Below are 13,458 nucleotides of genomic sequence, written 5' to 3' on the forward strand. Positions count from 1 at the left end.
GTGGGTTTCCCCACTCTTTGCTTGCCATTATCTTTGCCAATTCCACTAAAACTATAACACATTGGGAAATATATTGCAACGAAAAACCGTCCGTCAGAACAGAGACAGCTGGTTGTGATCCGGAAGCGAGTCGAGGCAGCCGCGGCTTTCGAGATATTCAAGGAGCGTTTTCGACACTTTGCCGCGCTGCTGCAAATCCTCTTTCGACAAAAACTCCCCTTCTTCGCGGGCGCGCACGATGTTTTGCGCGACGTTCGTCCCGAGACCCGGAATGGCGTTAAACGGCGGAATGAGCGAACGGCCGTCAATGACAAACTCGGTCGCCTGCGAGCGATACAAGTCAATATTTTTAAAGGAAAAGCCGCGCTCGCACATTTCCAGCGCCACCTCAAGCACGGTAAGCAAACTTTTCTCTTTCGCTGTAGCCTGGATGCCTTTGGCGTTAATTTCTTCAATCCGCCTGCGAATGGCGGCCGAGCCTTTGATCATGGCGTCAAGGTCGAAATCTTCCGCCCGCACCGTAAAGTATGACGCGTAATACAAGAGCGGATGGTGCACTTTAAAATAGGCGATGCGCACCGCCATTAACACGTAGGCGGCGGCGTGCGCTTTCGGGAACATGTATTTGATTTTTTTGCACGAATCGATGTACCACTCCGGCACGTCATGCTTGCGCATTTCCGCTTCAAATTCCGGCGTCAAGCCTTTCCCTTTGCGCACCGATTCCATAATTTTAAACGCCAACGACGGCTCGAGCCCGCGGTAAATGAGATATACCATAATGTCGTCGCGGCAGCCGATCACTTCCGACAGCGTGCACGTGCCGTTTTGGATGAGCTCTTGTGCATTGCCGAGCCAGACGTCGGTGCCGTGCGACAACCCGGAAATTTGCACGAGCTCAGAAAACGTTTTTGGTTTTGTTTCTTCCAACATTTGCCGGACGAAGCGCGTGCCAAACTCCGGAATGCCGATCGTGCCGACGTTGCACATAATTTGCTCCGGCGTGACGCCAAGCGGCTCCGTGCTGCTGAAAATGCCCATCACGTCCGGGTCGTCGGTCGGAATGGTCTTCGGATCAATGCCGCTTAAATCTTGCAACATGCGGATGACGGTCGGATCGTCGTGCCCAAGAATATCAAGCTTCAGCAAATTATCGTGAATCGAGTGGAAGTCAAAATGGGTCGTCCGCCACTCCGATGACGTATCATCAGCCGGATATTGAATCGGCGTAAAGTCGTAAATTTCCATGTAATCCGGAACGACGATAATGCCGCCCGGGTGCTGACCGGTCGTCCGTTTCACCCCGGTGCAGCCGGCCGCAAGCCGGTCGATTTCCGCGCCGCGCAACTCTAGGTTATGGTCGCTCGCATAGCCTTTGACAAACCCGTACGCCGTTTTGTCGGCAACCGTGCCGATCGTGCCGGCGCGGTAGACGTTGTCTTCGCCAAACAGCACTTTCGTATAGTTATGGGCGCGCGGCTGGTATTCCCCCGAGAAGTTCAAGTCAATATCCGGCACTTTATCGCCTTTAAAGCCGAGGAACGTCTCAAACGGGATGTCGTGCCCGTCTTTTTTGTATTTCGCCCCGCATTGCGGGCAGTTTTGATCTGGCAAGTCAAAGCCTGAGCCGACCGAGCCGTCATTAAAAAACTCGGAATGTTTGCAGTTCGGGCAGACGTAATGCGGCGGCAGCGGGTTCACTTCGGTAATTTCGGTCATCGTCGCGACAAACGACGAGCCGACCGACCCGCGCGATCCGACGAGATAGCCGTCATCAAGCGATTTTTTCACCAGTTTATGTGAAATTAAATAAATGACGGCAAAGCCGTGGCCGATGATGCTTTTCAGCTCTTTTTCGAGCCGCTCTTCGACGAGCTTCGGCAATGGATCGCCATAAATTTCCTTCGCCCGCCGATAGCTCATTTCCCGGATTTCCTCTTCCGCCCCCTCAATGCGCGGCGTATACAGCTCGTCTTTAATCGGTTTGACGTCGCCGATTAACGAGGCGATTTTTTGCGTGTTGTCGACGACGATTTCTTTCGCTTTTTCCGTCCCTAAAAACGAGAAACAGTCAAGCATTTCATCCGTCGTGCGGAAATAGACATCCGGCAGCTCGTGCCGGTTGAGCGGGTTCGCTCCGCCTTGCGAGTGGATTAAAATTTTCCGGTAAATTTTATCTTCCGGATTTAAGTAATGGACGTTGCCGGTGGCGACGACCGGGATGTTCAGCTTCTCGCCGAGGGCGACGATGCTGCGAATAATGTCTTTAATCATTTCCTCATCTTTGACATAATCCATCTCGATCAGCGGCTGATACACCTCGGGCGGATGCACCTCAAGGAAATCGTAAAAGCGGGCGATCTCTTCCACTTCCTCCGGCGCCTTTTGGATCAAGTTATCAAACAGCTCCCCTTTGTCGCAGCCCGAACCGACAAGCAAGCCGTCGCGGTGCTTCACAAGCACGGAGCGCGGAATGCGCGGCACGCGGTGGAAATACTCAACGTGCGACAAGGAAACGAGCTTAAACAAATTTTTCAGCCCCGTCTCGTTTTGCGCCAACAGCGTCACGTGAAACGGGCGCGACAGCCGATATGATGCTTCGCTATGCGTGCGGCTGTTCAACTCATCGTGGTACAAAATGCCCCGCTCTTCTGCTTCTTTTAACAGCCGCATGAGCAAATGACCGGTCGCCTCAGCGTCATAAATGGCGCGATGGTGCTGTGTCAATTCAATGTCAAACTTTTTGCAAAGCGTGTTGAGACGGTGGTTTTTCAAATCCGGATATAAAAAGCGGGCGAGTTCAAGCGTATCGATGACCGGATTGATGACTTTGCCAAACCCCATCTTCGTAAGCCCTGCATTTAAAAAACCGATGTCAAAGCTGGCGTTATGGGCGGCAAGCGTCGAATCGCCGGCCCACTCGATAAAACGGCGGAGCACGTCTTCGACATCCGGGGCGTCTTTCACCATCTCATCGGTAATGCCGGTCAGTTCCATCGTCGTCACCGACAACGGATGGTGCGGATTGGCAAACGACATAAACCGGTCGATGATTTCACCGTCTTTCACTTTCACCGCCGCCAGCTCGATGATCGTGTTGTATACGGCTGACAATCCCGTCGTTTCGACGTCAAAGACGACATACGTCTCATCGGAAAGCCGGCGGTGCTCCTCATTGTAGGCGATCGGCACCCCGTCGTCAACGACGTTCGCCTCCATGCCATACAACACTTTCACACCGTGTTTTTTCGCCGCACTGTACGCTTCCGGAAATGATTGAACAACGGCATGGTCGGTGACGGCAATCGCCGGGTGGCCCCATTTTTTCGCCTGCTCAATGAGCTTCGCCACGGAAGTGACGGCATCCATTTGGCTCATCGGCGTGTGCAAATGGAGCTCGACCCGTTTTTCCCCTTCCGGCGCCGTGTCGCGCCGCTCGTTCGCCGCCACTTCGTTTAAATCGTTGGCGATGATGACTAAATCGCGGACGAACGTATCGTTTTGCACGCTGCCGCGCACTTTCACCCACATGCCTTTTTTCACGCCGGCCATCAGCGCGGCGTCTTCTTTGTCGCGCGAGAACATTTTGACTAAAATGGAGTTCGTGTAATCCGTGATTTTTGCCGTCAGCAGTGTACGGCCGCTTTTGAGTTCGCTCACTTCAGCGTCAAACACATACCCTTGCACGACGACGCGCCGCTCTTCCTCGACGATCGTCTCGAGCGGGCGCACCGGCTCCTCGTCGCGGATCGGGTAGCCGATGACAAGCGGGCCGGACGGAGAAGCCGCCGCTTTTTCCTCCTCCTTCGCCAAATCCGTCAGCACAGCGAGCGCCCGCTCTTCATCTTCTTGCTGTTTTTGCGCCAAAAACTGCTCCATTTCCTGTTCAGCCGGCTGAATGCTGACTTCGAGATGAAGGAGAGGAAACCCGAATGAAGCGTATACATTGGCGATTTTTTTGGCGAATCGCCGCTTGACTGCCAACGCTTCCGCCTCATGGCGGGCGGTGACAAAGAGCTTGTTTCCTTTCACCGCCGGCGTCTGTCGGCTGAGCAAATCGACGAGCGGCGACACGCCTTCTTGCAGCTGTTCGAGGCAAAGCGGCCAATACGCCTGCACATCTGTTTCGGTCACATGCGGCGCTTCCACATGCACCGTATGCCGGACGGCAGCGATATGGCGGAATGCCGCCGCCAGCCGATCCGTAAACGGCTTGTACACGTCAATTGGCAACACGTTTGCGAATTGGAAATGAAAGTGCCAACTTTTTTCCTCTTTATCAATCACGACTTTGCGAATGGCCGCCTCACGGAAATACGGCATCCACTCATCCGACGTCATTTTCAGCTGCTCGAGCAATACGAGAAACCGCTCTTTTTGTTCTTTCGTAACCATGACTTCCCCTCTCAACGAAATCGTTTCTCTGTTCCTATCATACCATACAAACGGCAACAGCGCCGGCGAAAAAGAAACGGGTTCTCTTCCGCCGGCGCCGTTCGTTTATCCTTGCAAAAGACGGCGCACTGTTTCGATCAGCTCACTGACCGGCACATCAAACGTTTCACCTGTTTTCCGAACTTTTACTTCAACCACACCTTCACTCGCCCGCTTGCCGACGGTGACGCGAAGCGGGATGCCGATCAAATCGCTGTCGGCAAACTTCACCCCGGCCCGTTCCGGACGGTCGTCATACAACACGTCAAACCCAGCCTGTCCGAGTTTTCCATACCATTCTTCCGCCAACGCGCGCTGTTCATCGCTTTTTGCGTTCGCCGTCAGCAAATGAACGTGGAACGGCGCGACCGAAGCCGGCCAGACGAGCCCATTCTCATCGGCGAACTGCTCGGCGATCGCCGCGACAAGCCGAGAGACGCCGATGCCGTAGCAGCCCATAATCATCGTCTGCGTCTGGCCGTTTTCATCCAAGTATACGGCGTTCATCGCTTCGCTATATTTCGTGCCGAGCTTAAATACGTGCCCGACTTCAATGCCGCGGGCGAAACGGATCGTCCCGTTCCCGTCCGGGGACGGGTCGCCTTCTTGGACAAAACGCAAATCCGCATATTGGCTGACGGTAAAATCGCGGTCTGGGTTGACGCCCGTATAATGATATCCTTCCTCATTGGCGCCGCAGACGCCGTTGACGATCGCCGCGACGGCATGATCGGCGATAATCGTCACCTCTTCACTGACGCCGATCGGGCCGAGCGAGCCGACCGGGCAGTTCATCACCCGTTCTGTTTCGTCCGGCGCCGCTAACTCAACGACCGTGGCATCGAGCACGTTTTTCACTTTCACATCGTTCGCCTCATGGTCGCCGCGGACGAGCACAAGCACATAGCGGCCATCGACGTTAAACAAGAGCGATTTGATGCAGCGTTCTGGCGCGACTTGCAAATATGAAGCGACTTCGGCGATCGTTTTTTGCCCCGGGGTCGCCACTTTTTTCAGTTCGGCCGGCGGCTCATCACGTTTTTCATACGTGGCGACGACCGGCGCCATTTCAATGTTGGCCGCATAGTCGGACGCATCGGAATAGGCGATCGTATCCTCGCCGATGTCAGATAACACCATAAACTCGTGCGTGTCTTTCCCGCCGATCGCCCCCGAGTCGGCGATGACGGCGCGGAAGTTTAACCCGCAGCGACGGAAAATGTTCGCGTACGCTTCATACATGTGATTGTACGTTTCGTCCAAACTTTCTTTCGATGTATGGAACGAATACGCGTCTTTCATGATGAACTCGCGGCCGCGCAGCAGTCCGAAGCGCGGGCGCTTTTCATCTCGGAATTTCGTTTGAATTTGGTACAAAACAAGCGGCAGCCGCTTATACGTTTTCACCTCATCGCGGACGATCGTCGTAATCATCTCTTCATGCGTCGGCCCGAGGGCGAAATCGCGCTCATGGCGGTCTTTCAGGCGCATGAGCTCCGGTCCGTACGAATACCAGCGCCCGGACTGCTGCCAAAGCTCAGCCGGCTGCAAGGCCGGCATGAGAAGCTCCATCGCCCCGATGCGATTCATCTCCTCACGGATGATCGCTTCCACTTTTTGCAAAACACGCTGCCCGAGCGGCAAAAACGTATAGACGCCGCTCGCGCTTTGGCGGATGAAACCGGCCCGCAACAGGAGCTGATGGCTTTTTACCTCCGCGTCCGCCGGCACTTCACGCAATGTCGGAATAAACGCTTGACTTTGTCTCATCAATAGCCACCTCGTTTTCTCTCTCTGTCATTATAGGAAGAATTTTTGAATGTCGTTCCATGTCACCACAAGCATGAGCAGCATGAGCAAGGCGAAGCCGATAAAATGGACCATTCCTTCTTTTTGGCGGTCGACCGGCTTGCCGCGCACCGCTTCAATGGCGAAAAAGAGGAGTCGCCCGCCGTCTAGCGCCGGCAATGGCAACAAGTTGACAATCCCAAGGTTGATGCTCAAAATCGCTCCCCATTTCATCAAGTAGTAAATGCCGGACTCAGCGACCTTTCCGGTCGATACGGCGATGCCGACCGGCCCTGACAACATATCAAGCTGAAATTGGCCGGTGATCAATTGGCCGAGTCCGACTAAAATTTGCCGCGTCCAATAGTACGTCTCCACAAGCCCTTGTTTCACTGAACCGAACACCGATTTTTCCATCGGCTGGTACACCCCGATTAAGCCGATCGTCTCCCCTTGGATCGTTTTCTCTTCCGGGGTGACCGTCACATTCATTTCTTTCCCGTTCCGCTCAATTTGAAACTGAAGCGGTTCGTTCGGATGGGCGCGAATCGTATTGACAATTTCCGTCCATGTTTCCATCCGTTCGCCGTTGATCGCGATCACTTCGTCCCCTTGCTTCAAGCCTGCCGCACGCGCCGCCCCTTCCGGCGTCAGCTCGCCGATGACCGGCTTGTCGACCGGATAGCCTTGCAAGAGGCCGATCAAAATAAAAACGACAAGAGCCAGAATAAAGTTGGCGAGCGGTCCGGCCAAAATCGCCATCGTCCGTTGTCCGAGCGTTTTCGAAGCAAACTGGCGATGGTACGGGGCGATTTGAATTTCTTGGCGGTCGGCGACGAAAAACGCCGGCTCTTTGATGGCAAAACGCTCAAGCCGCTCCCCGTCGGCATAGCCAGTCACATACATACCATGCTCCAAATCAGCGTCTTCCACCTCAATCACCCGGGCGTTCGGGTAATCGTCCTTATGATTGATGACGATTTTCTCTACCTGCCCTTCGCCATCAAGCAGCAAGCCGACGACTTGCCCGCGCTTCAGTTCAATCATTTCCGGATCTTCGCCGGCCATGCGCACGAAGCCTCCAAGCGGGAGAAGCCGAATCGTATATACCGTTTCGTTTTTCTTAAACGAAAACACTTTCGGCCCGAAACCGATGGCGAACTCGCGGCAAAGAATGCCGGCCCGCTTCGCTAACAGCAAATGGCCGAGCTCGTGAAAAAACACGAGGGCGCCAAAGACGACAATAAACGAAATGATCGTTTCCAACGTTTCAACCACCTTTACGATAGTAGTGAGCGAACATAAGCGCGCGTGTCCGCGTCGATTTCGCGAATCTCCTCAAGCTGCGGATCGCTCACCGGACGATGGCGCTCAAGAGCGCGCTCGATCCACTCCTCGATCGCTAAAAACGGAATGCGGCCGGCCAAAAAGGCAGCCACCGCCTCCTCGTTGGCCGCATTTAAGACCGCCGGCAGCGAGCCGCCGCGTTTCCCAGCTTCATAGGCGAGCCGCAGACAACGGTAGCGGTCAAAATCAACCGGCGCGAAATGGAGCGCCCCTAGCGCCGCCAAATTTAGCGGTTTCGCGACAGAAAGCGGCAGCCGCTCCGGATACGTCAACGCATATTGGATCGGAACGCGCATATCCGGCGTGCCAAGCTGAGCGAGGACGCTTGTATCGCGAAACTCGACGAGCGAATGGATGACGCTTTCTCGGTGCAGCACGACCTCGATCCGCTCATACGGAAGCCGAAACAGCCAATGGGCTTCAATCACTTCAAATCCTTTGTTCATCATCGTCGCCGAATCGATCGTAATTTTCGCTCCCATTGACCAGTTCGGATGGCGAAGCGCCTCTTCAACCGTCACATGGGCAAGCTCCTCGCGCGTCCTGTCGCGGAAGCTGCCTCCGGACGCCGTGAGAATAAGCTTCTCGACGTGCTCGTGCTTCTCTCCTTGCAAACATTGAAAAATGGCGGAATGTTCACTGTCGACCGGCAGCAGCGGCACACCGTGCTTCTCTGCCGCCGCCATAACAAGATGCCCGGCGACAACAAGCGTCTCTTTATTGGCGAGGGCGATCGTTTTTCCCGCCTCCATCGCTTTTAACGTCGGCACAAGCCCGACGCTGCCGACGACAGCGGTGACGACGATGTCCGCTTGCGGGAATACAGCTGCTTCAATCAGCCCTTCCTCCCCATACACGATCGTTGTCCGTCCGCCGTACTCGCTGCAAAGCGTCTCATAGGCGCCGCGGTCGGCGATCGCGACGAGGGGGGGAGAAAATTCAGCGATCAGCTGCCGTGCCGCTTCAATATTTCTCCCGACTGATGCCGCGGCTAAGCGGAATTTGTCCGGATGGGCGCGGATCACATCGAGCGTTTGTGTGCCGATCGATCCGCTTGCCCCTAATATACTAATATATTTCAACGTTTTCACTCCTCACCCGCTTATCGTACCGCTTCGATAAATATGTATAAGAGCGGCAGCACAAACAGCAAACTGTCAAACCGATCCAAAATGCCGCCGTGCCCCGGCAAAATCGCTCCCGAATCTTTCACGCCGTAATGGCGTTTGAAAGCCGACTCGACTAAGTCGCCAAGCTGGCCGAATATCGAAAGCAAGAGCGCGATCCCCACCGCTGTGCCGAGGCTGCCGAACGGATCGGCCGCCCACTCGTAGACAGCGGCGACGACAACGGCGGAACCGATGCCGCCGATGGCGCCTTCGATTGTTTTCTTCGGGCTGATTTCCGGCCATAGCTTGCGCCGGCCGAAGGCGCGGCCGAAAAAATACGCCCCGATGTCGGTCGCCCAAATGACAAACAGCGCATAGATCAAGTACGGCAAACCGGCTAAACGGATGGCACCGAAGCAGAAAAACCCGACGCCGACATAAAGGACCGCCAACACGATAAACGCCGCCTCATCGAACGTCAGCGCATTTTTCGTCACGACGGTGCCGACAAGCAACAAAAAGGCGAGGGCGGCAAGCACGCCGAACTTAACGGCCCCGGACGACAGCCACTCGCTGCCGTAGCGGGCGGGAACGAGCAGCAGCCAAAGGGCCGCAAAACCGGCGCCCCCGGCGAATGACAGCGGAGACATCCCTTTCATCCGCAACAGTTCAAACAACCCGACCGTGGCCAATATATATGTTACTATTATAAACGGAAATCCGCCAAAAATAACAATCGGCAAAAAAAGCGCCGCCGCTATGACTCCAGTAATGATTCGCTGCTTCATCGTGCTGACACTCCTCCAAATCGGCGGTCGCGCCGCTGGTAAGCGGCAATCGCCTGCAAGAAATGTTGTTCCGTAAAATCCGGCCATAATACATCGGTAAACCAAAACTCCGTATACGCCAACTGCCAAAGCATAAAATTGCTTAAACGAATTTCCCCGCTCGTACGGATGAGCAAATCCGGGTCATCGAGCCCGTCCGTCATTAAATAAGAGGAAATGAGCGGCTCGGTGATGTCCTCCGGCGCAAGCGCCCCGCGTTGGACGTCTTTGGCGATTTGCTGGACGGCCGCGGTAATTTCCGCCCGGCTCCCATAATTGAGCGCAAAGTTTAAAATGAGGCCGGTGTTGCCGCTCGTTTCGTGAATGGCCCTCCCGACCGCTTGACGCGTATGATCCGGAAGCTCGTCTGTACGGCCGATCACTTGCACTTTCACATTCTCCGCGACAAGCTCGGGAAGGAATGTCGTCAAAAACTGCTCCGGCAGTTTCATTAAATAATCGACTTCGCTTTTCGGACGTTTCCAATTTTCCGTTGAAAACGCGTAAAGCGACAAAACGCGCACCCCGAGCTCGTTGGCGAAGCGGGTGATTTTGCGCACGACTTGCATCCCTTCATAATGGCCGGCCACCCTCGGCAAAGCCCGCTTTTTCGCCCACCTTCCGTTTCCATCCATGATGATGGCGACATGGTTCGGAATCGGATACCTGAGCACATCCTCTTTCGTCAACGGGGCGCCTTCCCCTTTATTTTTCCGCATTTTATTGAACATACGTGTCCTCCGCGAACGTGTTTTGCCTTTCCATTATAGCAAAAAAACCCTCCATCAACATAGAGGGTTTGCATCGTTTTTCCTATACTTCCATCACTTCTTTTTCTTTCTCTTTCGTGATGGCGTCGATTTTGGCGATATGATCATCAGTCAGCTTTTGCACTTCGTCGGTATAGCTGCGCAGCTCATCTTCCGTAATCTCGCCGTTTTTCTCGAGTTTTTTCAGCTCGTCGTTCGCGTCGCGACGGATGTTGCGCACCGCCACTTTCGCCTCTTCCGAATATTTTTTGACGAGCTTCACCAGTTCGCGGCGCCGTTCTTCAGTAAGCGGCGGAATGACCAAGCGGATGACCGACCCGTCATTGGACGGCGTCAATCCTAAGTCCGACGCTAAAATCGCTTTTTCCATTTCTTTAATGACTGATTTGTCGTACGGCTGAATGACAAGCATGCGCGCTTCCGGCACGCTGATCGTAGCGAGCTGGTTGATCGGCGTGGCGACACCGTAATAGTCGACAGTGACTTTCTCAAGCAGCCCGGCGTTCGCCCGTCCAGCGCGAATGCTTGCCAACTCGCGGCTGAACGCTTGCACGGCTTTGTCCATTTTTTCTTTCGCCTGTTGAATCACTTGCTTTGCCATCGTTATTTCCCCCTTACGATCGTTCCGATATTTTCGCCTAATACAGCGCGTTTAATGTTGCCCTCTTCCATAATTGAAAAGACGATGAGCGGAATATTGTTGTCCATGCAAAGCGAGGAAGCAGTCGAATCCATGACGCCAAGCCCTTGCTGAATGACATCCAAATACGACAGTTCCTCGTATTTGACTGCATTGGCATCAACGTTCGGGTCGGCGCTGTAGACGCCATCGACGTTGTTTTTCGCCATCAAAATGACGTCCGCTTCAATTTCTGCCGCCCGCAGCGCAGCGGTCGTATCGGTTGAAAAATACGGGTTTCCTGTACCGGCGGCGAAAATGACGACCCGCTTTTTCTCAAGATGGCGAATCGCCCGCCGGCGGATGTACGGCTCGGCTACTTGCCGCATTTCAATCGACGTCTGCACCCTCGTTTCGACGCCGAGCTGCTCGAGGCTGTCCTGCAAGGCGAGCGCGTTCATCACGGTCGCTAACATGCCCATGTAGTCGGCCGTCGCCCGGTCCATTCCCATTTCGCTTCCTGTTTTTCCGCGCCAAATGTTGCCGCCGCCGACAACGATGGCGATTTCGACATCGAGTTCAGCCACTTCTTTTACTTGTTTGGCGATCGACTGGATGACTGCCGGCTGGATGCCAAACCCTTGCTTTCCGGCGAGCGCTTCCCCGCTTAACTTTAAAACGACGCGTTTGTATTTTGGTTGTTCCATGTCAAACCTCCATGATGCGAATCGCTTTGAAAAACAGGGAACACGCGCGTGTTCCCTGTTGCGGTCCGTCATTGCTTTCTTACTTGGCTCATGACTTCTTCGGCGAAATTATCTTGACGTTTTTCGAGCCCTTCGCCGACTTCGTAGCGGATGAACTGCTTCACAGTTGCTCCGTTCGACTCGACGTATTGGCGCACCGTCACATCCGGGTTTTTCACGAACGCTTGCTCAAGCAGGCAAACGTCTTCGTAAAACTTGTTCAGCCGGCCTTCGACCATTTTCTCAACGATTTTTTCCGGCTTGCCTTCATTTAACGCTTGTTGTTTCAACACTTCGCGTTCGCGCGCAATCTCTTCTTGCGGCACTTCATCGCGTGAAACATATTTCGGATGGAGCGCAGCGATATGCATGGCCACATCTTTGGCGATCTCTTCGCTTGCATTGCCGGCTAATAATGTTAATACGCCGATGCGCCCGCCCATGTGCAAGTACGCGCCAAACGTTTCGCCGTCCGCTTTGTTGACGACAGCAAAGCGGCGGAGCGTGATTTTTTCGCCGATTTTCGCGATCGCTTCGTTAATATAATCTTGGACAGTGGAACCGTTGTCCATCGTTTGTCCGAGCGCTTCATCAAGCGAAGCCGGTTTTTGTTTCAGCAAATGCGCAGCCAGCTCCTTAACGAGCGTTTGGAACGCTTCGTTTTTGGCAACGAAGTCCGTTTCCGAATTCACTTCCAAAATGACGGCCGCATTGCCTTCCACAGCGATGTATGTCATTCCTTCCGCCGCGATGCGGTCCGCTTTTTTCGCCGCTTTCGCAATTCCTTTTTCGCGCAGCCAGTCGATCGCTTTTTCCATGTCACCGTTCGTTTCGGTGAGCGCCTTTTTGCAATCCATCATGCCTGCGCCCGTTTTTTCGCGCAGCTCTTTTACCATTTGTGCTGTAATCGCCATGAAAAGATCCTCCTTCTCTTTATCGCGTATATGTATCGATGTCGGCAGCGGGTGCCTGTTTTGCCCTTATTCGTTAGTATAGCCAAAAGTTGCTGATTTCTGTCTCAAAAAAAGGTGATAAAAGGCTTTCCCCTCTTATCACCTTTCCTAAGCTGTCTTACTCCGCTGCGACGGCCGCCTCTTCGCCTTGTTTTGCCTCAAGTACGGCATCGGCGATTTTCGACGTCAACAGCTTGACGGCGCGGATAGCGTCATCGTTCGCTGGGATGACGTAGTCGATTTCATCCGGATCGCAGTTCGTGTCGACGATGCCGATGATCGGGATGTTCAACTTGCGCGCTTCCGCCACTGCGATCCGCTCTTTGCGCGGGTCGATGACGAACAGCGCATCCGGCAGCTCTTTCATGTCTTTAATGCCGCCTAAAAATTTCTCGAGCCGCTCTTTTTCCTTTTTCAAGCCGATGACTTCTTTTTTCGGAAGTACGTCAAACACGCCATCTTCTTCCATTTTTTCAATTTCGCGCAGCCGTTTGATCCGTTTTTGGATCGTTGCGAAGTTCGTCAGCGTACCGCCAAGCCAACGTTGGTTGACATAAAACATGCCGCAGCGTTCCGCTTCCTCTTTGACCGATTCTTGCGCTTGTTTTTTCGTGCCGACGAACAAAATTTTGCCGCCGTTCGCTGCCAATTCGCGCACAAAGTTATATGCTTCCTCGACTTTTTTCACCGTTTTTTGCAAGTCGATAATATAAATGCCGTTGCGCTCCGTGAAAATGTATTTTTTCATTTTGGGATTCCAACGGCGCGTCTGATGTCCGAAGTGGACGCCAGCTTCAAGCAGCTGTTTCATCGAAATCACTGACATGTATGCTCCTCCTGTTTCCTTGTGGTTTTTGTGCCTCCG

10 protein-coding genes are annotated in these 13,458 nt (G+C 53.9%); all 10 read right to left on the reverse strand.

Annotation, left to right across the window (positions count from 1 at the left end; all coding sequences use genetic code 11):
* Positions 1-93: 93 nt before the first annotated feature.
* The 10 genes from IC803_RS10900 to rpsB all read right to left on the reverse strand — a co-directional run bounded on the left by IC803_RS10900 (position 94) and on the right by rpsB (position 13,419).
* Entirely contained in the window at positions 94-4,395 is a 4,302-nt protein-coding gene (locus IC803_RS10900) for a PolC-type DNA polymerase III (RefSeq protein ID WP_081206903.1), read from the reverse strand.
* A 105-nt stretch (positions 4,396-4,500) separates the two neighbouring features.
* Positions 4,501-6,204, reverse strand: a complete 1,704-nt coding sequence (locus tag IC803_RS10905) for a proline--tRNA ligase (protein ID WP_081206902.1) — start codon at positions 6,202-6,204, stop codon at positions 4,501-4,503.
* A 30-nt stretch (positions 6,205-6,234) separates the two neighbouring features.
* Positions 6,235-7,500, reverse strand: a complete 1,266-nt coding sequence (gene rseP, locus IC803_RS10910; RefSeq protein ID WP_190304198.1) for an RIP metalloprotease RseP — start codon at positions 7,498-7,500, stop codon at positions 6,235-6,237.
* A gap of 2 nt (positions 7,501-7,502) precedes the next feature.
* Complete coding sequence (gene dxr, locus IC803_RS10915; RefSeq protein WP_081206900.1) at positions 7,503-8,651, reverse strand: 1-deoxy-D-xylulose-5-phosphate reductoisomerase; 1,149 nt, start codon at positions 8,649-8,651, stop codon at positions 7,503-7,505.
* 20 nt (positions 8,652-8,671) lie between these two features.
* Positions 8,672-9,466: a phosphatidate cytidylyltransferase gene (locus tag IC803_RS10920; RefSeq protein ID WP_081206899.1), complete on the reverse strand. Its 795-nt coding sequence runs from the start codon at positions 9,464-9,466 to the stop codon at positions 8,672-8,674.
* Positions 9,463-10,236 (reverse strand): undecaprenyl pyrophosphate synthase, encoded by a 774-nt coding sequence (locus IC803_RS10925; RefSeq protein WP_081206898.1) that lies wholly within the window; start codon positions 10,234-10,236, stop codon positions 9,463-9,465. Before IC803_RS10925 ends, IC803_RS10920 begins: the two co-directional genes overlap by 4 nt.
* Positions 10,237-10,318: 82 nt before the next feature.
* A complete protein-coding gene (gene frr / locus IC803_RS10930) occupies positions 10,319-10,876 on the reverse strand; it encodes a ribosome recycling factor (protein WP_081206897.1) in 558 nt (185 codons plus the stop codon).
* Positions 10,877-10,878: 2 nt separating this feature from the next.
* Positions 10,879-11,601: a UMP kinase gene (gene pyrH / locus IC803_RS10935; protein ID WP_081206896.1), complete on the reverse strand. Its 723-nt coding sequence runs from the start codon at positions 11,599-11,601 to the stop codon at positions 10,879-10,881.
* A gap of 68 nt (positions 11,602-11,669) precedes the next feature.
* Positions 11,670-12,554: a translation elongation factor Ts gene (tsf, locus tag IC803_RS10940; protein WP_063166270.1), complete on the reverse strand. Its 885-nt coding sequence runs from the start codon at positions 12,552-12,554 to the stop codon at positions 11,670-11,672.
* Between the two features lie 157 nt (positions 12,555-12,711).
* A complete protein-coding gene (rpsB, locus tag IC803_RS10945; RefSeq protein ID WP_021322279.1) occupies positions 12,712-13,419 on the reverse strand; it encodes a 30S ribosomal protein S2 in 708 nt (235 codons plus the stop codon).
* Between the last annotated feature and the right edge of the window lie 39 nt (positions 13,420-13,458).

It is taken from the genome of Geobacillus sp. 46C-IIa (assembly GCF_014679505.1).
Lineage (GTDB): Bacteria > Bacillota > Bacilli > Bacillales > Anoxybacillaceae > Geobacillus.

What these genes read in the sequence shown, in the direction of transcription:
- frr (WP_081206897.1), bottom strand. Translation starts at nt 10,876, where the DNA reads ATGGCAAAGCAAGTGATTCAACAGGCGAAAGAAAAAATGGACAAAGCC.
- tsf (WP_063166270.1), bottom strand. Translation starts at nt 12,554, where the DNA reads ATGGCGATTACAGCACAAATGGTAAAAGAGCTGCGCGAAAAAACGGGC.
- rpsB (WP_021322279.1), bottom strand. Translation starts at nt 13,419, where the DNA reads ATGTCAGTGATTTCGATGAAACAGCTGCTTGAAGCTGGCGTCCACTTC.
- IC803_RS10925 (WP_081206898.1), bottom strand. Translation starts at nt 10,236, where the DNA reads ATGTTCAATAAAATGCGGAAAAATAAAGGGGAAGGCGCCCCGTTGACG.
- IC803_RS10905 (WP_081206902.1), bottom strand. Translation starts at nt 6,204, where the DNA reads ATGAGACAAAGTCAAGCGTTTATTCCGACATTGCGTGAAGTGCCGGCG.
- IC803_RS10900 (WP_081206903.1), bottom strand. Translation starts at nt 4,395, where the DNA reads ATGGTTACGAAAGAACAAAAAGAGCGGTTTCTCGTATTGCTCGAGCAG.
- pyrH (WP_081206896.1), bottom strand. Translation starts at nt 11,601, where the DNA reads ATGGAACAACCAAAATACAAACGCGTCGTTTTAAAGTTAAGCGGGGAA.
- IC803_RS10920 (WP_081206899.1), bottom strand. Translation starts at nt 9,466, where the DNA reads ATGAAGCAGCGAATCATTACTGGAGTCATAGCGGCGGCGCTTTTTTTG.